This window comes from Streptomyces sp. AHA2 (assembly GCF_036857595.1).
Taxonomy (GTDB): domain Bacteria; phylum Actinomycetota; class Actinomycetes; order Streptomycetales; family Streptomycetaceae; genus Streptomyces.
On the sequence record NZ_JAUQWJ010000005.1, the window covers coordinates 259,257 to 281,212 of the forward strand.

The window sequence follows — 21,956 nt, forward strand, 5'->3', positions numbered from 1 at the left end:
GTCACCGACCGTGGCCATCCCCGCCGGAGTGATCCATGTTCCGCACCGGCACGTCCGACGACGGCGACGAGCTGCTGGCCCGGCTCGAGGCCCTGACGGCCCAGGCGCGCGCGCAGGCCGAAGTGCAGCGGTCGCAGGTGGAGCTGGCGATCGCGCTGCAACGCGGCATGCTCCCCCGCGACCTGCCCACGGCCCGGCGACTGCACCTGGCGGTGCGCTACACGCCCGCCTGCCACGGGCTGAACGTGGGCGGCGACTGGTACGACGCCTTCACCCTGGCCGACGGCCGGATCGGCCTGTCGATCGGCGACGTCCAGGGGCACACCATCGAGGCGGCCGCATTCATGGGACAGGTGCGGGCGGGGCTGCGGGCCCTGGCCTCGGTCACCGGCGAGCCGGGCGAACTGCTCGCCCGGACCAACGACCTGCTGCTGTCGCTGGGCACCGAGCTGTTCGCGACCTGCACGTTCATGCGCCTCGACCTATGCGCCGGCGTACTGGAGAGCGCACGGGCGGGACACCTGCCGTGCGTCTGGGCCAGGTCCGACGGCGCGTGCGGCGTCACCGAGGACGCGGGCGGGCCTCCCCTCGGGGTGCAGGCGGGAGTGCCCTACCCGGTGACCCGGTACGAGCTGACGGCCGGCGGTGTGTTCGTGCTGCTGACGGACGGGGTGGTGGAAGGCCCCTCGATGCCCTTGGACGAGGGCCTCGACCGGGTGAGCCGGCTCGCCGGCGACGCGGCCGCGGCGGGCATGGACGTGGACGCGCTCGCGGCGGAGGTGATCAAGGGCGCCGAGCGCGTGGGACACGACGACGACGCCGCCGTCCTGGTGGTGGGCCTCGACGGGCCGGACGCTCCGCCATAGGGCGGCAGGGGCTCCGTCCCCGTCTCGCCGTGGCGGCGGCCCCGGTGTCTCATGGCTGCTGTGGTGGGTAGCCAGGATCTGCGCAAGCCGGCCGTCGTCGCTCTGCGGACGCTGGCCGTCGCGGCCTGCTACTACGCGTCGGCCCGGCTGGGCCTGCTGCGGGAACTGGTCGTCGAGGGCGCGGTGGTCACCCCCATCTGGCCACCCACCGGCGTGGCGGTCGCCTGTCTGCTGCTGCTCGGGCTGCGCTGCTGGCCGGGGATCGCCCTGGGTGCCTTCTTCGTCGTCCTGTCCCTCACCTCCCTGACGCCGTCGGTGCTCGGCATCCTGGCGGGGAACACGGCCGCCCCCGTCGCGGGATACCTCATGCTGCGCCGGGCCGGTTTCCGCATCGACCTCGCACGGCTGCGGGACGGGCTCGCCCTGGTGTTCCTGGGCGCGTTCACCGCCATGCTGATCAGCTCGACCACCGGCGCGGGCACCCTGGTCGTCACGGGCCGGCTCGAATGGTCGGGCTTCTGGCCGGTGTGGCTGGCCTGGTGGGTGGGGGACGCGATGGGCGTCCTGCTCGTCACTCCGGTCCTCCTCCTGCTGGCCCGGGTGCGGCGCCCGCTGCCCCTGTCGCGCTGGAAGGAGGCCCTGGGCCTGACGGTCGTCGCCTGTTGCCTGCTCCCGGTGGCCGCGCGCAGCTCGGTCAGCCTGCTGTACCTCGTCTACCCCCTGCTGATCTGGACGGCGCTGCGCTTCCAGCTGGCGGGCAGCATGCTGTGCGCGCTGTTCGCCTCGGTCATGGCCACCGTGGCGGCGACCGACCACGTCGGACCGTTCGAACGGCTGAACCGGGTGGAGGTGATGCTCAAGCTGCAGACCTTCAACGGGGCGATGGCGCTCACCGCGCTGATCCTGTCCGCGGTGATCACCGAGCAGATCCACACCCGGCGCTCGGTCGAACGCGCCTGCCAGGAGCTGGTCGAGGTCCTGGGCCATCTCACGGCGGGGGACACGGCGGACGGCCGTGCCCGGGCCGAGGAGGGCGGTGCGGGACGGGCACGGCGGCAGGACGAGTGACGGTCCGGCGGGCTCGCCTCGAGCCGGCGCCGGACCGACTGCCCCCGCCTTCTGCCCCTGTCTCCACGGAGGGGGCGGGCGCCCCCCGGGGACGGAAGCCCCCGCCCGGCCCCGATCACCGGGACGTACGCTGGCGCCATGACCGAGGTGGAGGTGGTGCAGCTGCTGGTGTCGCCCGCGCACCGGCTGGCCGGGCGGCCGTCGGACGGCCCCTCGCCCGGACCCGCCGACGAACGCGTCACGAGCGTCGAGGTGCGCCGCGGGCTGGGGCTGGTCGGCGACCGCTACTTCGCCCGGCCCGCCCACCGGAACGCGGCCGTGACCCTCATGGCCGCCGAGAACCTGCCGGAGGGCGCCGACCTCCGGCACACCCGGCGCAACGTCCTGTTGCGGGGCGTCGACATCGACGCGTACGGGGGCGCGACGGTCTCCCTCGACTGCGGGAGCGGGCCGGTGCTGTTCGCGGTGAAACGGCCCGCCCGGCCCTGCGCGTGGATGGACGTGACCATCGGGCCCGGCGCGCAGCGGGCCCTGCGCGGCCGGGGCGGCGTGCGGTGCACCCCGCTCAGCGACGGGGTGCTCACGGTCGGCCCGGCCACGTTCCGCGTCGTGAACGGGATGGACGGTCCGTGACGAGGCCCCGCGTGGCCGCCGGCCCCGGTCTCGGCTTCCGCCTCAGCCGGCGGTCGGCGTCGTACGGATGGCCGCGATGTCGAACTGCAGGCGCACCTTCTCGCTCACCATCGCGCCGCCCTCGGCGAGCCTGCTGTTGTAGGTCAGGCCCCAGTCCGAGCGGTTGATGGTCGTGGTGCCGTCGAAGCCGGCCCGGTCGTAGCCGAACGGGTCGGTGACCTTCCCGATGTAGGTCATGTCCAGCACGACCGGCCGGGTGATACCGCGGATGGTCAGATCTCCCGCCATGTGAAAGAGGTCCGCACCGGCCTGTTCCACCGACGTGCTGGTGAAGCGCATGCGCGGGTACGTCGCGGCGTCGAGAAAGTCCCGGCCCACCAGGTGGGCGTCGCGCTGTTCCACCCCGGTGTCCACACTGGACGTGAACAGCGTGACGTCGGCGCGCGAGCGCGTGGGGTCCTCCGCGTCGAAGTAGAGCCTGCTTTCGTACTCCAGGAAACAGCCGCGCACGGTCGTCACCATGGCGTGCCGGACCGAGAAGCCGATCCTGCTGTGGGCGGGGTCGACGACCCATTCACCGGTGAGATCCGCCAGGTGGGGGGCGGGCAGCACGGCTGCCGTACCGCCGGGGCGCTGTGGGGGGACGGCCGGCGCCTGACGGCGGGTCGGCACGACGCGGTTGAACAGGTTCATGATTCATCTAGGTACTTGAGATCGGTTATGACCGCAAGTCCCCTTCCCTTTCACGGGTCTTGCGAACGGGCCCGCACCTGCATTTCCCTGTCGCTTTCGCACAGAACCCACACATCACTGCCGCCGTGCGGGAACGAAATGACCATGCACAATGCCAGCTTTTTGATTTCCGGCATTTCACGATTCCCGGGACACCGCGATCGAGAGGTCGTTGTCGACCGTGTAGTAGGGCCGCAGGGTGAGACCTCCGGTGCGGATCGCCGGGTAGACGTGCACGTGCTTGCGGTCCGCGACGTCGTCGAGCAGCCGGGCGACCCGGACCGGAGCGGCGTCGGCCGTGGGCCGCACGAAGACGTCCCAGACCTGGTCCGCTCCCCCGCCCACGTCGGCCGCCTCGTCGGTGCCGGTGGTGAACGAGAACCCCCGGCCGTCGTCGTCGGCCCGCGGGCGGAGCGTACGCACCGTCCCCGTGCCGCGCAGGCGCAGGTGCACGAGGGCGTCGGCACCGAGTGCGGCACCGTGCAGCCGGACCGCGACCGTGATCGCCCGGTCGGTGACGTCCACCGCGCCGGCTTCCGCGTGGACGGTGCGCAGCCACGTCCTGAGGGCCAGGAAGCCGTCCCTGGTCGCGTAGGGGACCCGGACGGCGACCGGTGACGTGCGGTCGCGGAGGTGTCCGTCCACCAGGGCCCGCAGGTCGCGCAGGCCGGGACGCAGCCGCTGCGGTTCGGCGTCCGGCCCGGGCACCAGGTACGCGTCCCAGCGTCCCTCGCCGAGGGCCGGGTGGGGTTCCAGCAGGGCGCACAGGTGCCCGCCGGGGCCCCCGGCTTCCAGGTCGAGGGAGCGGCTGTCCGCCTCCGGCCGCCCCTTCCCGGGGCGCAGCCGGAGCACGAGCCGGGGGTGGGGGCGGGTGGCCGGGGCAGACGGGAGACGGAAGGTGATCCGGCCGTCCGCGTCGATCGTGCAGTCGGCCCGAGCCCCGGAGTCCCGCGGCCCGTCCGACGCAGCGCTCGGCCCGCCGGTCCCGCCCGCTGTGCCGCTCACGCCCGCTCCCCCCACCGTGCCTGCCGTGCCCGCCTCACGTGCCGCGCCCCTCGTCTCTGCCGTGCGCGCCCTGCCTACCGACGCGCTCACCGGCATGCCTTCCGGACTCATCGGCGTTCCTCCCGGACTCATCGGCGTCCCTCCCGGACTCATCGGCCGCCCCTCCGGACCGCGCGCAGGACGCCCGACGCGGCGGCGCGGGCCGCGTCCCGGGCCGCGTGCGCGCGGCCGGTCAGGGCGCTGCCCGCCGGGCGGTGCACCGGTGCGGTCCGCCCCGGCGCCTTCCTCGCCGCCGCGGCGTCCTCCAGCAGGCGCTCGGCCTGGGCGACGACGGGGCCGGGGGCGAAACGGCGGGAGTTCTCCAGCGCGGTGCGGCTCATACGGCGACGCCGTTCGTCGTCGGCGACCAGTTCCAGCAGGGCCGCGGCCAGGGCGTCGCGGTCGCCGACCGGGACCAGGCGGCCGTCGGCGCCGTCCGCGATGATCTCGCCGGGCCCGTAGGGGCAGTCGGTGCTGACGACGGGCAGGCCGCAGCGCATCGCCTCGACGATGGTCATGCCGAACGGCTCGAAGTTCGAGGCCGCCGCACCGATCGACGCCTTGGCCCACTCGGCTTCCATGGGCGTGACGGCCCCCATCAGGAAGACGTTGTTCCACAGGCCGAGCCGCTCGATGAGGCCGCGCAGCCGAGGCTGTTCCCCGCCCTTGCCGTAGATGCGCAGCTGCCAGTCCGGATACGCGGCGGCGACCTGCGCGAAGGCCTCGATGAGCAGGTCGTAGCGCTTCACCGGGACCAGCCGGCCGGCGGCGGCCACGATGCGTGCGGTGCCGTCGGCCGGCGGCAGGACGGGGTCGGGGACGCTGTTGGGCAGGGCCTCCACGCGAACGCCCGGCAGCCACATCTTGCGCCTGTACGCGTCGGCGTCCGCTTCCGTGACGGTGGTGATCACGTCGAGCCGGCGGTACGCGCGCCGCAGGGCGGTGCGCAGGCGCGGCGAGTGGTTGTCGAGGGTGAGGTGCTCCTGGCCGACGCGCAGCACCTCCCGCGGCGCCTGGTGGGAGATGTGCACGTTGAGCCCCGGGCGGGTGCCGATGACGACGTCGGCGTCGAGCGCCCCGAGGTGCTCGCCGATGCGCTGGTCGGTGAGCTCGCTGTACTGGTGGTGGCGGTACTCGGCGGCCGGGTACACCCGTGCGGGCTTGCGGTGCAGCGGATGGTCCGCCTCCGTGCGCAGGTCGACCAGCGCCCGCAGCCGCACCTCCGGGGCGGGGGTCAGCCGGGGGCGCTCCCGGTGGCGCAACGCGGAGACGACCTCCACGTCGTGCCGCTCGGCCAGGGCGGCGGCCAGGTTGAACGTGGTGGTGATCGTCCCTCCGATCCCGTAGGCGTTGTGGATCAGAAATGAGATCTTCATGCCGGACCAGACCGCGCCGACCACCGGACAGTTGTTCGCCGTTACCACTCCGTGTCCGGGGCGCCCGGCCGCCTGCCGGGGATCGTTCCGGAACGATCTCGGGCATAAGTGGTCTACGCCATACCGTTCCGCCGCCGGTGTGTGGGTAGGTTTGAGTCGTTTGCCCGCAGCAGCGTCGCGTCACCGGGTGCGCCTTCGCACCCGATCGTCTGGAGACCCATGCGCCCTCGAATAGCCTCCGTCCCGTCCCTCGCCCTGGCCGGCGGCACGCTGGCCCTGGGCTTCGGCGGCCTCTACCTGGCCGGGCTGGTGGTCACGGGAGGCGAGATCGACTCGGGCACGACCGTGCGCGGCGTTCACATCGGGGGGCTCAGCCGTGCGGAGGCGGTGCGCGCACTGGAACGGCACCTCGGCGCCGCCGGGGCCCGGGACCTGCCCGTGACGGTCGGCGACCGCATCGGGACGGTCGATCCGCGGCGCGCGGGGCTCTCCTGGGACGTCCAGAAGACCGTCGACCGGGCCGCACGCAGCGGCACCGACCCGGTCAGTGTGTTCCGGGGACTCTTCCGGTCGGGCGGCGACGTCGAACCGGTCGCGCGCGTCGACGAGGGCAGGACCCGTGCCGCCCTCGGTCGGCTCGCGAAGGGGCTGGACCAGAAGGTCCGCGAGGGTGCCGTCGGGTTCGGCGACGGACGGGTCGAGCAGGTCGCACCGCGCACCGGCTACGCCCTCGACGTGGACGCGGCGGTCGGCGCCCTGCGCGCCTCCTTCCTGCGGGGCGACACCCGCACGGCCACCGCCCTGCCCGTCCGGGAGACCCGGCCCCAGGTCACGGCCGGCGAGGTACGCCGGGCGGTGCGCACCTTCGCCGAGCCCGCCATGTCGGCGCCCGTCACGCTCACCGCGGCCGGTGAGCGGTTCACGGTGCCGCAGAAGGTCCTGGGAGAGCACCTGGCCATGAGACCGGACGACAGCGGCCGGCTGAGGCCCCGGCTCGACACCGAGGGCCTGCGCGAGGACCCGGCCGTGGCCCGGCCGCTGGACCGGATCACCACGACCGCCGCCGACGCCGAACTGCGCCCCGAAGGCGACAAGGCCGTGATCGCCAAGGACGCCACGCTCGGCCACGAGGTCACCGACAAGGCACTGGGCAAGGCCGTCCTGCCGCTGCTCACCGCGTCGGGCGACGGTCGCGCGGGCACGGTGGACGTCCGCACCACCCGGCCCGAGGTGACCCGGGAGAACGCCGCGGAGCTGGGACTGACGCAGACGATGTCCTCCTTCACCGTCGACTTCGAACCGGCCGGGTACCGCACGAAGAACATCGGCCGGGCCGTCGAACTGATCAACGGCTCGCTCGTCGGGCCGGGCGAGACCTGGAGCTTCAACCGGACGGTCGGGGAACGCACCGAGGCCAACGGTTTCGTCGACGGGATCATCATCCTGGACGACAAGTACACCAAGGCGTCCGGCGGCGGCGTCTCGTCCGTGGCGACGACGGTCTACAACGCGTTGTTCTTCGCCGGCGTCAAGCCCGTGGAGCACGGTGCGCACTCGTTCTACATCGAGCGCTACCCGGAGGGCCGCGAGGCGACGGTCGCCTGGGGCAGCCTGGACCTGCGGTTCACCAACGACTCCGGCAAGGCCCTGTACATCCACGCCGAATCGACGGACACGTCCGTGACCGTCAGCTTCCTCGGCACCCGCAAGTACGACGAGGTGACCTCGGAGACGGGCCCGCGTACGGCGGTGAAGAAGCCGGGCAGACACGTGAGCCACGACAAGGAATGCGTGCCGCAGACCCCGCTCGAGGGGTTCGACGTCACGGTGGAGCGCGTCTTCCACGACAACGGCCGCGAAGTGCGCCGCGAGCCCTACCGCACCCACTACGCGCCGCGCGACGAGATCGTCTGCGAGTGATTCCGTCGCCCCTGGCGAACTTTCGGGCCGGCACCGGTCGTTGACCCCTCTCCCCGCCGCCAGCACAATGGCGGCCATCGTTGAGAGCGCTCTCAAAGGGAGATCCATGACTGGCAGACAAGGCCCGGCCCTCGGCCGGCGTTCGCTCATCGGTGCCGGACTCGGCCTCGGCGCCGCGGCTCTCACCGCCGCCGGCTCCGGGCAGGCCCTGGCGGCCGGTCCCCCCGGCCCGAGCCGTGCCTCGGCCCCGGCCCGAGGGCACGCCTTCCTCGCCGCCGCCATGGACGCCTACCCCGACCACGGCGCCGTCCGCCTCACCCAGAGCTACACCGACCAGGCCGGCCTGTTCAGCACCGCCTTCACCTACGACAACGCCCTGGCGATCCTGGCCCACCTGGCCACCCGCACCCGCACCGGGCAGATCCGCGCCCGGATCCTGGGCGACGCCCTGCTGTACGCCCAGCTGCACGACCCGGCGTACGACGACGGCAGGCTGCGCCAGGCCTACAACACCGGTCCGTACACCTTCTACGACGGCACACCACAGCCGGACGGGTTCGTCCGGGCCGACGGCACGGCCAACGTCGGCACCCAGTTCGGCTTCACCGGCACCGCCGTGGGCGACATGGCCTGGGCCGGCATCGCGCTGAGCGCCCTCGCCCGGCGCACCGGGGCGCGCCGCTTCCTCACGGGGGCCGTGCGCATCGGCGAGTGGATCGAGCGGACCGGCCGCACCGACGAACCGCTGGGCGGATACAAGTTCGGGGTGGACGGGGCGAACCAGAAGCTGCCCTTCACCTCCACCGAGCACAACACCGACCTGATCTGCCTGTTCGGGCGGCTGGCACGGCTCACCGGCGACCGGGTGTGGCGGGAGCGGCGCGGGCGGGCCGAGGCGTTCGTCCGGCGGATGTGGGAGCCGTCCGGCGGCTTCTTCTACACCGGCACCAACGACGGGGAGACGGTGAACAGGTCCCCGATCCCGGAGGACACCCAGACCTGGACCCACCTCGCGCTCGGCTCCCGGCGCCACTCCCGCTCCCTGGACTGGGCGGCGGCCGAGCTGGCCGTCCTCGACCACTCCGGGCGCACCAACAGCACGGTCCCCGCAGGCCAGTCGTACGAGGGCGTCACCTTCAGTTCGGCGAGCCTGCTGGCGGACGAGGACGCGCCCATCGCGTCCGGGCAGCCCAGGCCCGACCGCAACGGCGTGTGGTTCGAGGGGACCGCCCACCTCGCCCTCGCCCTGCGGGACCGCGGGGCACGTGGTGACGAGGCGCGTGCCCGGCGGCTGATCGCCTCGGCCGAGAAGGCCCAGGACCTGCTGGGCGCGGGCCAGACCGTCGGTGGCGGGGCGTTGCCGGAGCGGAGCGGGGTGGTGTCCGCGAGCAGTCCGCTCGACACCGGGTTCGGCTTCGGCTACTACCCGTACCGGCACACGGGCGCGACCGCCTGGTACCTGATGGCGGCCACGCGGTACAACCCGCTCCAGGTGTGACGGTGCGGCCCGGTCCGCCGGTCGGTGCGGCGGACCGGGCCGGGCTCGGACGAGACGGTGGACCGGAGGGACGGGACGGGCTCAGGCGAGGCGGTGGACGGCCTGGTTGCTCAGTTCGTAACGGGCGCCGACGATCGCGAGACGTCCTGCGGCGGCCTCGGCGGCCAGTTCCGGTTCAGCGGCGAGCCGGGAGCGGACCAGCCCGACGTTGGCGTCCACGGTGGCGTCGATCCGCGCCTCGCCCTGCTCGGCGCGGTCGATGGCCGGGCTGATCCGGTCGACCAGGTACTGCATGTGGGCCGGCAGCCGGGTCCCGGACGCGTCGGCCTCGACGGCCGCGCGGACCGCGCCGCAGGACTGGTGCCCGAGGACGACGACCAGGGGTATGCCGAGCTCCAGCACCCCGTAGGCGACGCTGCCGAGGACGGCCTCGTCCAGGACCTCGCCGGCGGTGCGCACCGTCATGAGATCGCCGAGGCCCTGGTCGAAGACCAGCTCCGGGGGGACGCGCGAGTCGATGCAGCCGAGCACGACCGCGAAGGGGTGCTGGCCGACGGCCAGGGTCCGGCGGGTCGCGGGGTCCTCGTGCGGGTGGCGCTCCCGGAAGGCGCGCCAGCGGCGGTTGCCCGCGACCAGTTCACGCCAGGCTGCGGCGGGAGTGGCGGGACGCGTGGGCGTGTCCCGGCCGGGGGCGGCGGTGGCCGGCCCGGCGGCGAGGCCGGCGCCGAGGACCGCCGCGCCGGTGAGTGCGGTGCGCAGCAGGGCGCGGCGGCCGGTGGGCCGGGCAGGGGGAACCGGATGCGGTGCGCGACCGGAGCCGTCATGGGAAGCGGGAACTGTGTTCACGACCCGAACGTATGCCCGATCCCGGACCGGGCTGCCCCCCTTGCCGTTTCATGGCCTGCGCTAGGCGATTTCCTTACTCGGACGGGCAGTTGACGGGACATCAGGCCGAGTCCCCGGGAACGTGGGACGCCCCGGGCCGCGGCCCGGGGCGTCCTGTCAGGCGGGTGGGATCAGACCAGGTCGAACCGGTCCAGGTTCATGACCTTGACCCAGGCCGCGACGAAGTCCTTGACGAACTTCTCCTTGGCGTCGTCGCTCGCGTAGACCTCGGCGAGCGCGCGCAGCTCGGAGTTGGAGCCGAAGACCAGGTCGGCGCGGGAGCCGGCCCACTTGACCTCGCCGGTGGCGGCGTCGCGCCCCTCGAACGTCGTCTGGTCCTCGGTCGTGGCCTTCCAGGTGATGCCCAGGTCCAGCAGGTTGACGAAGAAGTCGTTCGTCAGCGAGCCGGGCGTCCTGGTGAAGGCACCGAGCTGGGACTTCTGGTAGTTGGCGCCCAGCACGCGCAGACCGCCGACCAGCACGGTCATCTCGGGAGCGCTCAGCGTCAGCAGGTTGGCCCGGTCCAGCAGCAGGTACTCGGCCGGCAGGCGGTTGCCCTTGCCGAGGTAGTTGCGGAACCCGTCGGCGGTCGGCTCGAGCGCCTCGAACGACTCGGCGTCGGTGTGCTCCTCGGTGGCGTCCACCCGGCCCGCGACGAAGGGCACCTCCACCTGGAAGCCGGCTTCCTTGGCGGCCTTCTCGACGGCGGCGGAACCACCGAGGACGATCAGGTCGGCCAGGGAGACCCTCTTGGCGCCGGCGCCGGAGTTGAACTCCTGCCGGATGCCCTCCAGGACGCGCAGGACCCGCGCCAGCTCGTCGGGCTCGTTGACCTCCCAGCCGCGCTGCGGCTCCAGGCGGATGCGGGCGCCGTTGGCACCGCCGCGCTTGTCGCTGCCGCGGAAGGTCGACGCCGACGCCCAGGCGGTGGACACCAGCTGCGCGACGGACAGGCCCGACTCCAGCAGCTTGGTCTTGAGGACGGCGATGTCCTCGGCGTCGATGGTCTCGCCCTCGGCTTCGGGCAGCGGGTCCTGCCACAGCAGGGTCTCCTGCGGCACCTCCGGGCCGAGGTAGAGGGACTTGGGACCCATGTCGCGGTGGGTCAGCTTGAACCAGGCGCGGGCGAAGGCGTCCGCGAACTGGTCGGGGTTCTCGTAGAACCGGCGGGAGATGGGCTCGTAGATCGGGTCGAAGCGCAGCGCGAGGTCGGTGGTGAGCATCTTCGGGCGGTGCTTCTTCGACGGGTCGTGCGCGTCGGGCACGATCTCCGGGGCGTCCTTGGCGACCCACTGGTGGGCGCCGGCCGGGCTCTGCTCCAGCTCGTACTCGAACTCGAAGAGGTTCTTGAAGAAGCCGTTGCTCCACTGCGTGGGCGTGGCCGTCCAGGTGACCTCCAGGCCGGAGGTGATGGCGTCGCCGCCCTTGCCCGTGCCGTAGGTGCTGCGCCAGCCCAGGCCCTGCTCCTCCATGGAGGCGGCCTCGGGGTCGGCGCCGACGTGGTCGGCGGGGCCGGCGCCGTGGGTCTTGCCGAAGGTGTGGCCGCCGGCGATCAGGGCGACGGTCTCCTCGTCGTTCATCGCCATGCGGCGGAACGTCTCACGGATGTCGCGGGCCGCGGCGAGCGGGTCCGGGTTGCCGTTCGGGCCCTCGGGGTTGACGTAGATGAGGCCCATCTGGACCGCGCCGAGCGGGTTCTCCAGGTCGCGGTCGCCCGAGTAGCGCTTGTCGTCGAGCCAGGTGGTCTCGGGGCCCCAGTAGACGTCCTCCTCCGGCTCCCAGACGTCCTCGCGGCCACCGGCGAAGCCGAAGGTCTCGAAGCCCATCTGCTCCAGGGCCACGTTGCCGGTGAGGATCATGAGGTCGGCCCAGGAGATGCTCTGGCCGTACTTCTTCTTCACGGGCCACAGCAGCCGGCGGGCCTTGTCGAGGTTGCCGTTGTCCGGCCAGCTGTTGAGCGGGGCGAACCGCTGCTGTCCGGCGCCGGCGCCGCCCCGGCCGTCGCTGATCCGGTAGGTGCCGGCGCTGTGCCAGGCCATGCGGATCATCAGTGGGCCGTAGTTGCCGAAGTCGGCCGGCCACCAGTCCTGCGAGGTCGTGAGCACCTCGGCGATGTCGCGTTTGACGGCGGCGAGGTCGAGCGCCTGGAAGGCCTTCGCGTAGTCGAAGTCCTCACCGAGCGGGTTGGCCACCTCGGGGTTCTTGGCGAGGATCTTCAGGTTGAGCCGCTCGGGCCACCACTGGCGGTTGCCGCCGCCCTGCGTCGGGTGCAGGGCGCGGTCGTGCGCCACGGGGCAACCGCCTCCCGCTTCCGCCGACTTGGGGTCGGTGACGATCGCGTCGTGGTTCTCAGTCATGGAAATCCTTCCGGACGGGGTGGATCGCGGTGCTCGGGTGGATCACGGTGTTCGGTGGATCACGTGCTCAGGAACTGCGGGCGGTGGAGCAGGCGGGGCACAGGCCCCAGTAGATGACCTCGGCCTCGTCGACGGCGAAGCCCCGGTCGTCGGACGCGGTCAGGCAGGGGGCGTGGCCGACCGCGCAGTCGACGTCGGCCACGGCGGCGCACGACCGGCACACCAGATGGTGATGGTTGTCGCCGACCCGCCCCTCGTAGAGGGCCGGACTGTTGGGCGGGTCCAGGCGGCGCACGAGTCCGGCCGCGGTGAGGGCGTGGAGCCCCTCGTAGACGGCCTGGACCGAGATGTGGCCGACGCGGCCGCGCACCTCGGTGGCGATGGCTTCGGCGCCGAGGTGGTCGCCCTCCCGCACGGCCTCGAGCAGCGCGACGCGGGCGGCCGTCACCCGCAGGCCGGCGCCACGCAGCTCCTCGGCGGTGGTCGGGGTCCCGGATGCGGTCATGCGGCACAACCTAGCCGCACAAACACGAACGGCTCAAGAAAACGAACGGTTCAATTTCGGTGTCGGGCGAGTGAGGCGGCGGGGGGACGGGACCGCCAGCCGATGTGAGCCGGGTCACGCGGACATGATCGGGGCGAGAGACGCGCGGGACGCCGCGCAGCGCCGTGGACGCCCGCGGGGTTCACGCGTCCGGGGAGGTCAGGCGGGCCAGCCGGGCGGCCGCCGCCGCGGCCTTGCGGTCGGCTTCACGGAGGCGGCGACCGGCCGTGCGGGCCTCCTCGCGGGCCGTGCGCTCGGCGAACCGCGCCTGCTGGTGCTCGTTCCTGGCGCGTTCCAGTTCCTCGGTGAGCTCGCCGACGCGTCGCTGGATCCGGTCGAGGCGCTCCTCGGCCTCCTGCGCGGCCCGGTCGGCGGCGTCCGCCTCCCCCCGCAGGGTCCGCAGCTCCACCTCGGCGGCCTCGGCGGCCTCACGAGCCTCGGTGAGCTGCTGCCGCCGCCGCTGCTCCGCCTTCCTGTCCGGGCGGGACTGCGCAGGCGCGGAGGCGGTCCCGGCCGTGGACGCGGACCGGGCCGCCGGGCGCCGCGGCCCGGCGCCTTCGGGTGCCGCGGGAAAGCCGACAGCGGCGTTCAGCGGTTTGTCCAGCAGGCCCGCGGCCCACCTCTCGGCGGCCTCCGGGTCGGCCAGGACGGCGTGCAGGGTGTTCTCGACCTCGCGCAGCACGCCCTCGCCTACGGGATGGCCGGCTTCCTGGGCGAGCTGCCTGGCCTGGGCGGACAGGGCGCGCACGAGAGCGTGCTGCCGGCGACTCAGTTCGCGCAGCTGCTCGCCGTCCAGGTCCCGGTGGGCGCGGCGCAGCCCCTCGCCCAGTCTCAGCAGGGGCTCGACCTCGCCGGGGTTGCTGCGGACCAGCAGGTTGCTGACCCAGGCGGCGAGGCTGGGCTTGCGCAGGGCGCCGATCCGCCGCGCCAGGTCCCGGTCACCGGCGGAGCGCGCGGAGGCCACGGCGGAGGCGCGGGCGGCGACGAATTCCTCCGGCCGCCGGGCGTACAGCTCCTCGGCCACGCTGTCGAAGTCCATGCGCGTCTCCTTCACGGGGAGGACCGGATCCGATGGTCTCAGGACGGGTCGCCGAAGGCGCGTGGAGATCGCCGGAAGGGGGCCCGCCGGCTCCCCGGAGGCACCCCCTTCATGATCGGGAAATCGACGGTTTAACATATGAGCGCCGCCTAGCTCGAAAGATGGACTCGTGACTGTCAACGACGACTCGTTCACCAACTGGAAGAACCGCGAGGAGATCGCGGAGTCGATGATCCCGATCATCGGGAAGCTGCACCGGGAGCGGGACGTGACGGTCCTGCTGCACAGCCGCTCCCTGGTGAACAAGTCGGTGGTCAGCATCCTCAAGACCCACCGGTTCGCCCGGCAGATCGCGGGCGCGGAGCTCTCCGTCACCGAGACGCTGCCCTTCCTGAAGGCCCTCGCCGAGCTCGACCTCGGGCCCTCGCAGATCGACATCGGCATGCTCGCCGCGACCTACCGCGAGGACGACCGCGGACTGTCGGTCGCCGAGTTCACGGCCGAGGCCGTGGCCGGGGCCACCGGCGCCGACAAGATCGAGCGCCGCGAGGGACGCGACGTCGTCCTCTACGGCTTCGGCCGCATCGGCCGGCTCGTGGCCCGGCTCCTCATCGAGAAGGCCGGCTCGGGCAACGGCCTGCGCCTGCGTGCCATCGTGGTGCGCGGCGGCGGGGAGCAGGACATCGTCAAGCGCGCCTCACTGCTGCGCCGGGACTCGATCCACGGCCAGTTCCAGGGCACGATCACCGTCGACGAGGCGAACAGCACCATCGTCGCCAACGGCAACGCCATCAAGGTGATCTACGCGAACGACCCGTCCGAGGTCGACTACACGGCGTACGGCATCAAGAACGCCATCCTGATCGACAACACCGGCAAGTGGCGCGACCGCGCGGGCCTGTCGCAGCACCTGCGCCCGGGCGTCGACAAGGTCGTGCTGACCGCGCCGGGCAAGGGCGACGTGCCGAACATCGTGCACGGCGTCAACCACGACACGATCAAGCCGGACGAGCGGATCCTGTCCTGCGCGTCCTGCACCACGAACGCGATCGTGCCGCCGCTGAAGGCGATGGACGACGAGTTCGGGGTCGAGCGCGGCCACGTGGAGACCGTGCACTCGTTCACCAACGACCAGAACCTGCTGGACAATTACCACAAGGCCGACCGCCGCGGCCGGTCCGCGCCGCTCAACATGGTCATCACCGAGACCGGTGCCGCCTCCGCCGTCGCCAAGGCGCTGCCCGACCTCAAGGCGCCGATCACCGGCAGCTCGATCCGGGTGCCGGTGCCGGACGTCTCCATCGCGATCCTCAGCCTGCGGCTCGGCCGTGAGACCACCCGCGAGGAGGTCCTCGACCACCTCCGCGAGGTCTCCCTGACCTCGCCGCTCAAGCGCCAGATCGACTTCACCACGGCCCCCGACGCGGTCTCCAGCGACTTCATCGGCTCGCGCCACGCCTCGATCGTCGACGCCGGTGCCACCAAGGTCGACGGGGACAACGCGATCCTCTACCTGTGGTACGACAACGAGTTCGGCTACTCGTGCCAGGTCATCCGCGTCGTGCAGCACGTCTCCGGCGTGGAGTACCCGACCTACCCGGCTCCGGCGGTCTGACCTCCGCGGATCCGGTCCGGTGGGACGGCTCCGGCGTACGGGGGTGCGGGGCGTGCGGGCCCCTTGCCTCCGTGCGTGCGGACCCGGCTCACACACGACCGGGTGCCGTGTCCCGGCAAGGGACACGGCACCCGGTCGTGCGCATGAAAACTCAGTGCTTGAAGACGTCCTTCGTCTTCTCCTTGGCCTGCCGCGCGTCGCCCTTGGACTGCTCGGCACGGCCCTCGGTCGTCAGCCGCTCGTTGCCCACCGCGCGGCCGATCGTCTCCTTGGCCTTGCCCTTGGCCTGCTCGGCCTTCGCCTTGGCCTTCTGCTCTTCAGCCACGGTTCGTTCACTCCAAGTCGTGTCCGACTGCGGGGTCGGTGGTACGAGTGACCGCACCCGGGCGGCTCAAACGTGCCGCCCCTGCCGGACCGCCGGCCGCGGGCGTCAGAGGCAGCACCCGCCGGCCGTCTCCGCGGGCTCCGGGCGACAGAAACAGGACGCCCGGACCGGCACGTCGGCCAGCGCCGTCGCCATCGTGAGCTGGTGGGCGACCAACGCCGCCTCGCCGGTCTTCCCGGTGCGCACCAGGCATTCGTGGAAGCCGTGCAACGCCCAGACGTTGCCGGGGTGTTGCAGGGGCCGGGGCAGGGTGTCGTCCAGGCCGAGATCGGCACGGTAGACGGCCTCGGCCTCCTCGACACGTCCCTGCTCCAGCAGCAGCGCCCCGTACGCGTGGCGGGTGGGCTGCATCCAGCCCCACGGCTCGTCGTAGGGGAGGCCGTCGTCCAGTTCGATCGAGCGCTCCAGGGCGGCGAAGGCGCGGTCGTGGTCGCCCTTGCGGTACTCCAGCTCCCCGTCCAGCATCGCGGAGGCGATCGCGAGGATGTCGTGGCAGGTGTTGTTGAAGAGCATCCGCGTCTCGGGCACCCGGCCCACCGCAGCCCGCAACAGCTCGCGCTCGGCCTCGGCACGGTCGACCTCGCCGGTGGCGGACAGGGCGACGCCGCGCGCGTAGTGGTGCATCGCGGTGGTCACCGCGTAGAGCTCCGGATCGGCGGGGGCCGGCAGGTCGAGGATGTCCTCCCAGCGGCCGAAGCGGATCAGCACGTGGACGCGCATGGCCAGGAAGCCCTCCAGCCAGTCGGCCATGGGCGGGCTCTGCACGCGGAGCAGCTCCTCGGGTACGGCGGCCTCCAGCTCGGCGGCCGAGTCGAGGGCGACGCGGGCCTGGCCGAGGAACATGGCGCCGTAGATCCGGAAGTGGTGGTTGTGCACCCGGTAGAGGGTGTAGAAGTTCATCGCGCCGGCACGCCGGCGGTACTTCTCGTCGGCGGCGATCGCGTCGCTGTTCGCGGCGACGACCCGGCGGTAGTCGCCGCATAGGACGTCGAGGTGCGAGGGCATGTGCCGCAGGTGCCCGGCGTCGGGCACGAGGCCGCTCAGCCGGTCGGCGACGACGAGGGCCCGCTCCGGTGCCGGGGACATCTCCATCAGGTGGATGTACAGGTGCAGGACCCCGGGGTGCACGGCGCCGGCGTCCGTGGCGAGGGCGGCGTCCAGCACCGCCTCCGCCTCCGTGGTCCGGGCGCCCTCGGCCGGCCGGCCGGTCCTGATGTCCCACAGCCGCCAGGGCGTGAGGTTCATCAGCGCGTCGGCGTGCAGGGCGGCGATGTCGGGGTCGCCGGGTGCCAGTTCGTACACCCCGCGCATCGCGTCCGCGTAGGGCTCGTTCCACACCGAGCAGTCCTCGGCGGCCTCCGCCTGCGGGTAGCGGGCCCGCAGCGCACCGATGAGGGCCTGTTCGACGGGGGTGGTACGAGCGGCCTTCTCGTGGGCCCGTTCCACCGCGGCGTGCGTGCGGTCCACGGTGCGCACGAGCTCGTCGCCGTCGAAGGCTTCCCAGGGCTTGTTGTAGTTGGGGCCGAGTGCGTAGGCGATCCCCCAGTACGCCATCGCGCACTCCGGATCCGCCTCGGCGGCCTTCTCGAAGCAGGCGACGGCCTCCTCGTGGTGGAAGCCGTACGTCCAGATCAGGCCGCGATCGAACCAGGTCTGCGCCTCGGGCGACGTGGTGGTGACGGGGCGGCTGTGGGTACCGAGGTCGTAGTAGTCACCCATGGTCATCTCCTGGGCCGGCGGCCGGGCCGTGGGGACGACGGTGTGCACCCACCGGCGGTGCCCGGTCGATCCTCGCTCTTCCAGGTTAGCGGCCAGGCTGCGGGCCATGGTGCCGGTCCGGCGGATCGCGAGGTACTCCGCCGCCTTCGGCACCGCCTCGCCGTCCGGGTCGGGCTCCGCATCCCGTACGGCGCCGCCGTCACGCCGGTGCAGGTCGGTACGCGCCGGCCGGGGTCCGCCGGCGCCGTAGGGGCGCTGCGCGCATCCCACGGGTTCGTGATGCGGTCGACCCGCCGGCACGCGAAACCTCGCAAACCAGACGAACGGCCATGCTCGTGCCCATCATCCGCTCGTTCGATCGTGGGCACTTCCCCACTGGGCTGGCACGGCCCAACTCCCGCTCCCTAGGATGTACTTCCTGTCCAGCCAGTCCGTTGGCGCGGCACCCTGCAGGGGGAACGACGATGCATTCCGAGAACAAGCTGTCCACCGAGATCGACGCGAACGTGCCGACGGCAGCACGCATGTACGACTACTACCTGGGCGGCAAGGACAACTACGCGGCCGACCGCGCCGCCTGCGAGCAGCTCGACAAGGTCGTGCCGAGCACCCGCCGCCTCGCGCTGAACAACCGCCGCTTCCTCCAGCGGGTCGTGAAGACCCTCTCCGAGGAGTACGGCATCCGGCAGTACCTGGACCACGGGTCCGGTCTGCCCACCCAGGAGAACGTGCACCAGGTCGCCCAGCGCATCGATCCCAGCACCCACGTGGTCTACGTGGACAACGACCCGATGGTGCTGGTCCACGGCCGGGCCCTGCTGGAGCAGGACGAGCGCACGACCGTGATCCACGCGGACATGCGCGAGACGGACCTGATCTTCGGCCACGCGGACACCAAGCGGCTGATCGACTTCGACGAGCCGGTGTGCGTGCTGTTCAACTCGGTGTTCCACTGCATCCCGGACAGCGACACCGACGGCCCTCTCGCGGTCGCCCGCCGCGTGCGGGAACGGCTCGCCCCCGGCAGTTTCATGGTGATGTGCCAGCTGGTCAGCGAGGACCCGGAGGTCCGCAAGTTCGTCACGGACTTCATGGCCCAGGCAACCCAGGGGAACTGGGGCCGGGTGCGCGAACCGAAGGACGTCGAGGCGTACTTCGAGGGTCTGGAGATCCTGGAGCCGGGCCTGGTGGAGGTGTCCGAGTGGCGCCCGGACACGGAGGTGGCGCCCCGTCAGCTCACGCACGAGTGGATCGAGTTCGGCGGCGTGGGACGCCTGCCCCTGGACGGCTGAGCCGGCCGCTCCACCCCCCTCTCACTGCCTCTCGCCGGACCGGTCGCCGGCGTGAGGCAGTTCCGCGTCCTCCCCCTGCACGCTCCCGCCGCCACGGGCAGACGTGCGCCCCCCGCCGGGGACGCTCTCGCGTCACCCCGCCGAGGGGCGGTTTCGCGTCAGGGGTAGCGCTGCTCCATCGTCTGGCGGAGCAGTTCGAGGCTGTCCCGGGGCTTGAGCGCCTCGTCGGCGAGACGGTCGAGCGCGATCCGGTACTCCTCCGTCTCGTCACGGTCCTCGAGGAAGTTCGCGCTCTTGATGTGCTCCAGGTAGACCACGTCGGGCAGGTCGAGGCCGCCGAAGCGCAGATAGGTGATCGGAATGGCGGGCGCCGAGGCGTTGGTGACGCTCAACGGCACGACCTGCAGCGTCACGTTGGGACGCTCGGCCATCTCGATGAGGTGGCCGAGCTGTTCACGCATCACCTCGGGGGACCCGAGCACGCGCAGCAGCACCGACTCGTCGATGACCGCCCACAGCTGGGGCGCGTCGGAGCGCAGCAGCAACCGGGCCCGGTGCCGGCGCAGTTCGACGCGTCGCTCGACCTCGCTCGCCGGGGCGTTCGGCAGACCGCGCTCGACCACGGCCCTGGTGTAGGCGGGTGTCTGCAGCAGACCGGGGACGTACTGGATCTCGAAGGTACGGATGGTGGCGGCGGCCTCCTGCAAGCCGACCAGGCGGTCGAACCACTCGGGCATCAGCCGCTTGTCGTAGCGCTGCCACCAGCCCGGCTCGCCTGCGCGCTGCAGCAGTTTGAGCAGCACCGATGCCTCGTAGTCGTCGGTGCCGTACAGCTGGAGCAGCGCACGGACGTCGTTCTCCGTCGGAGGGCGGCGGCCCTTGCCCGACTCGATGCGGGACAGCTTCGCGGCACTGAAGCCGACTGCGCGCGCCGCCTGGTCCTGGGCCAGCCCGGCATCCTCACGGAAGCCCGCGAGCTGCACACCGACCAGCATCTTGAGCAGAGTCGGCGCCGGCTCGGGCCTGTCCAGGTAGGGTTCCAGACGGGAGATGCGATGCGACGCGGCGGACATCCTGACTCCCAGCGAGACCGGCACAAGGGCGACTTACACTATCGCACTTCACCGGGCCTTCACGCATCCGCCCGCAACAGCCGTGCAGAAAAGACGGGTTGAGCTCCGCTTCCTGCGCGCCGACTCGACCGGGAAGGGCCTCTCAGACCAGGTGGTCGAACTCGCCGTCCTTCGCCCCGGCCAGGAAGGCCGCCACCTCCGCCGCCGTGTAGACAAGCGCGGGCCCGTCGGGGTCACGGGAGTTGCGGACCGCGATCCCCCCGTCCACGAGGGGGGCCACCTCGACGCAGTTGCCCTCGGCGTTGCTGTGCCGGCTCTTGATCCAGCAGGCGTCCAACGAGCTTGCCTGCACTCCGTTCCTGACTGGTGGCACCGCAGTCTCCTTGCTGTTCTCGTTCCCCGCCGCGCGGTGTGCCCGGCCGTCGGGCCGAGCCGGGTCCCGTCCCTTCGGCCGGACCCGCCTCGGCTTCACGCCTCGGCTTGCGTACCCGCCTCGGCTTGAATCTCACGCAATTTCTCGTGCAATTGCACGCGAGCGCCGTCAGCGTGGATAATAGCTGCGGCGTCAACCCCCGTGCTGGCGCCCCGTCCTGACGTCGCATCGGGGAGATGCCGTGTCATCACCTGCGCAGCCCGTGCTCCGGCAGCCCGGCGAGGCCGGGGCGCGCACCGGCGCACCCGGACCGCGCCACGACCCGTCGCCGGGTCCGGACACGACGACGCCGTACGGGGCACCGCCGTCGGTGCCGGGGACGCCGCCGCAGTACGCGGGCGCCCTGGCCGCCTCGGCCGCGCTGCGCGTGGAGTGCAGCCGGGAGGGTTTCGCCCGGGCCCGGTCCTTCACCCGGGACACGTTGCACACGTGGTCGCTCGACCACTGCTGCGACGACACCACGCTGGTCGTCACCGAGCTCGCCGCGAACGCCGCGACGCACGCGGCGCCGGCGCCCTCGCGCAAGGGGGCCGCCGCGGAGATCCGGCTCGGCTTCGTCCTGGAACCGACGCACCTTCTGGTCACGGTCTCCGACGGCGACGACCGCCCGCCGTTGTGCGCGCCGGCCGGCGTCGCCCTGGAGGAGAGCGGCCGGGGGCTGTGCATCGTCGACGCCCTGTCGGACGCCTGGGGGTGGGCCCCCACTCCCCCGGCCGGCAAGACCGTCTGGGCCAAGCTGCCCACGCGCTTCCCCCTGACCCCGCCTCCCTACTCCTGCCCGCCCACCACTCGACCGCCCCTCTGACCCGACTGCCGCGGAAAGGCCTCTCGCCATGCGCAGCGCTTCGACGGAACACCCGAGCAGCGAGCGCCCCGACGCCCCGACCGGGGTGGCCCGCACCACGCCACTGACGGCACTGGACCGTGTGCCGTGGGGCGACATCCAGGACTCCACGGGCTCGGCGGCGGCCATTCCGGTCCTGCTGAACGGCATCGCCTGGGGTGACGCCGAGACGGCCCGGTGCGCCTTCGAGGACCTGAGGAAACGGATCTGCCAGTTCGGCTTCGTCGTGGAGCAGGCGACGGCGGCGACGGTCCCGTTCCTGTGGGAGCTGGCGAAGCTGCCGCAGGTGACCGTCCGCGCCCAGATCATCCAGCTCCTCAAGTGCATCGCCGACGCCCGGCAGTGGGAGAGCACCGCCGCCGTCTACCCGAAGCTGCTGAACCACCGGGAGAACCCCGTGGTGTGGGAGCGCGCGGCACGCCAGGCGGTGCGGGCCCGGCGGGACGAGCTCGGACGGCTGATGTCCGACGAGGACGGCGAGATCGCCCGGGCGACGACGGAGCTGGCGCGGTCCCTGGGCGGCTGAGTCCGTCGTACGGTGTGCGGGAACGGCCCCTCGGGCGAGAAGTGATGAAACGGTGAGGGCCCGTTGCCGCCACGGGCGACGCCCCTCGCCTCGCGGAGCCGCGCAGT

20 protein-coding genes are annotated in these 21,956 nt (G+C 72.4%); 9 read left to right on the top strand and 11 right to left on the bottom strand.

Annotated elements, in window-relative coordinates; genetic code table 11:
- Window positions 1-35: 35 nt before the first annotated feature.
- The 3 genes from Q5694_RS13745 (at window position 36) to Q5694_RS13755 (ending at window position 2,567) form a co-directional block, all read left to right on the top strand.
- The gene (locus tag Q5694_RS13745; protein WP_333933138.1) at window positions 36-866 is read left to right on the top strand and encodes a PP2C family protein-serine/threonine phosphatase; all 831 of its coding nucleotides are present in this window, start codon (window positions 36-38) and stop codon (window positions 864-866) included.
- Between the two features lie 60 nt (window positions 867-926).
- On the top strand, window positions 927-1,934 hold the full coding sequence (locus Q5694_RS13750) for an MASE1 domain-containing protein (protein WP_443040872.1): 1,008 nt from the start codon (window positions 927-929) through the stop codon (window positions 1,932-1,934).
- 138 nt (window positions 1,935-2,072) lie between these two features.
- On the top strand, window positions 2,073-2,567 hold the full coding sequence (locus tag Q5694_RS13755) for a molybdenum cofactor biosysynthesis protein (RefSeq protein WP_333933140.1): 495 nt from the start codon (window positions 2,073-2,075) through the stop codon (window positions 2,565-2,567).
- A gap of 42 nt (window positions 2,568-2,609) precedes the next feature.
- Here the strand turns inward: Q5694_RS13755 and Q5694_RS13760 are convergent, their stop codons facing one another.
- The 3 genes from Q5694_RS13760 to Q5694_RS13770 all read right to left on the bottom strand — a co-directional run bounded on the left by Q5694_RS13760 (window position 2,610) and on the right by Q5694_RS13770 (window position 5,719).
- Window positions 2,610-3,260 carry a YceI family protein gene (locus tag Q5694_RS13760; RefSeq protein ID WP_333933141.1) on the bottom strand — a complete coding sequence of 217 codons (651 nt, stop codon included), beginning with the start codon at window positions 3,258-3,260 and terminating at the stop codon, window positions 2,610-2,612.
- Window positions 3,261-3,437: 177 nt separating this feature from the next.
- Window positions 3,438-4,304: a transferase gene (locus Q5694_RS13765; protein WP_333933142.1), complete on the bottom strand. Its 867-nt coding sequence runs from the start codon at window positions 4,302-4,304 to the stop codon at window positions 3,438-3,440.
- Window positions 4,305-4,453: 149 nt separating this feature from the next.
- On the bottom strand, window positions 4,454-5,719 hold the full coding sequence (locus Q5694_RS13770) for a glycosyltransferase family 4 protein (RefSeq protein WP_333933143.1): 1,266 nt from the start codon (window positions 5,717-5,719) through the stop codon (window positions 4,454-4,456).
- A 219-nt stretch (window positions 5,720-5,938) separates the two neighbouring features.
- On the opposite strand from Q5694_RS13770, the gene Q5694_RS13775 reads away from it, so the two are divergent.
- Window positions 5,939-7,639: a VanW family protein gene (locus Q5694_RS13775; RefSeq protein ID WP_333933144.1), complete on the top strand. Its 1,701-nt coding sequence runs from the start codon at window positions 5,939-5,941 to the stop codon at window positions 7,637-7,639.
- A gap of 106 nt (window positions 7,640-7,745) precedes the next feature.
- Window positions 7,746-9,137 carry a Tat pathway signal sequence domain protein gene (locus Q5694_RS13780; protein ID WP_333933146.1) on the top strand — a complete coding sequence of 464 codons (1,392 nt, stop codon included), beginning with the start codon at window positions 7,746-7,748 and terminating at the stop codon, window positions 9,135-9,137.
- A gap of 81 nt (window positions 9,138-9,218) precedes the next feature.
- Here the strand turns inward: Q5694_RS13780 and Q5694_RS13785 are convergent, their stop codons facing one another.
- The 4 genes from Q5694_RS13785 to Q5694_RS13800 form a co-directional block, all read right to left on the bottom strand.
- Window positions 9,219-9,983, bottom strand: coding sequence for a carbonic anhydrase (locus Q5694_RS13785; protein WP_333933147.1), 765 nt, complete (start codon window positions 9,981-9,983; stop codon window positions 9,219-9,221).
- Between the two features lie 170 nt (window positions 9,984-10,153).
- Entirely contained in the window at window positions 10,154-12,379 is a 2,226-nt protein-coding gene (gene katG / locus Q5694_RS13790; protein ID WP_333933148.1) for a catalase/peroxidase HPI, read from the bottom strand.
- A 67-nt stretch (window positions 12,380-12,446) separates the two neighbouring features.
- Entirely contained in the window at window positions 12,447-12,884 is a 438-nt protein-coding gene (locus Q5694_RS13795) for a Fur family transcriptional regulator (RefSeq protein ID WP_333933149.1), read from the bottom strand.
- A gap of 181 nt (window positions 12,885-13,065) precedes the next feature.
- Window positions 13,066-13,962, bottom strand: a complete 897-nt coding sequence (locus Q5694_RS13800) for a hypothetical protein (RefSeq protein WP_333933150.1) — start codon at window positions 13,960-13,962, stop codon at window positions 13,066-13,068.
- Between the two features lie 169 nt (window positions 13,963-14,131).
- Between Q5694_RS13800 and Q5694_RS13805 the strand changes: the two genes are divergently transcribed.
- On the top strand, window positions 14,132-15,577 hold the full coding sequence (locus Q5694_RS13805; RefSeq protein ID WP_333933151.1) for a glyceraldehyde-3-phosphate dehydrogenase: 1,446 nt from the start codon (window positions 14,132-14,134) through the stop codon (window positions 15,575-15,577).
- A gap of 151 nt (window positions 15,578-15,728) precedes the next feature.
- On the opposite strand, the gene Q5694_RS13810 is transcribed toward Q5694_RS13805, so the two are convergent.
- Window positions 15,729-15,902: a CsbD family protein gene (locus Q5694_RS13810; protein WP_333933152.1), complete on the bottom strand. Its 174-nt coding sequence runs from the start codon at window positions 15,900-15,902 to the stop codon at window positions 15,729-15,731.
- Window positions 15,903-16,007: 105 nt separating this feature from the next.
- A complete protein-coding gene (locus Q5694_RS13815; RefSeq protein WP_333933302.1) occupies window positions 16,008-17,681 on the bottom strand; it encodes a hypothetical protein in 1,674 nt (557 codons plus the stop codon).
- A gap of 464 nt (window positions 17,682-18,145) precedes the next feature.
- On the opposite strand from Q5694_RS13815, the gene Q5694_RS13820 reads away from it, so the two are divergent.
- Window positions 18,146-18,973 (top strand): SAM-dependent methyltransferase, encoded by an 828-nt coding sequence (locus Q5694_RS13820; protein ID WP_333933153.1) that lies wholly within the window; start codon window positions 18,146-18,148, stop codon window positions 18,971-18,973.
- 158 nt (window positions 18,974-19,131) lie between these two features.
- Here the strand turns inward: Q5694_RS13820 and Q5694_RS13825 are convergent, their stop codons facing one another.
- A complete protein-coding gene (locus tag Q5694_RS13825) occupies window positions 19,132-20,046 on the bottom strand; it encodes a helix-turn-helix domain-containing protein (protein ID WP_333933154.1) in 915 nt (304 codons plus the stop codon).
- Between the two features lie 142 nt (window positions 20,047-20,188).
- On the bottom strand, window positions 20,189-20,419 hold the full coding sequence (locus Q5694_RS13830; protein WP_333933155.1) for a DUF397 domain-containing protein: 231 nt from the start codon (window positions 20,417-20,419) through the stop codon (window positions 20,189-20,191).
- Window positions 20,420-20,660: 241 nt separating this feature from the next.
- Between Q5694_RS13830 and Q5694_RS13835 the strand changes: the two genes are divergently transcribed.
- A complete protein-coding gene (locus Q5694_RS13835) occupies window positions 20,661-21,284 on the top strand; it encodes an ATP-binding protein (RefSeq protein ID WP_333933156.1) in 624 nt (207 codons plus the stop codon).
- 28 nt (window positions 21,285-21,312) lie between these two features.
- Window positions 21,313-21,849 carry a hypothetical protein gene (locus tag Q5694_RS13840; protein ID WP_333933157.1) on the top strand — a complete coding sequence of 179 codons (537 nt, stop codon included), beginning with the start codon at window positions 21,313-21,315 and terminating at the stop codon, window positions 21,847-21,849.
- Window positions 21,850-21,956 lie beyond the last annotated feature (107 nt).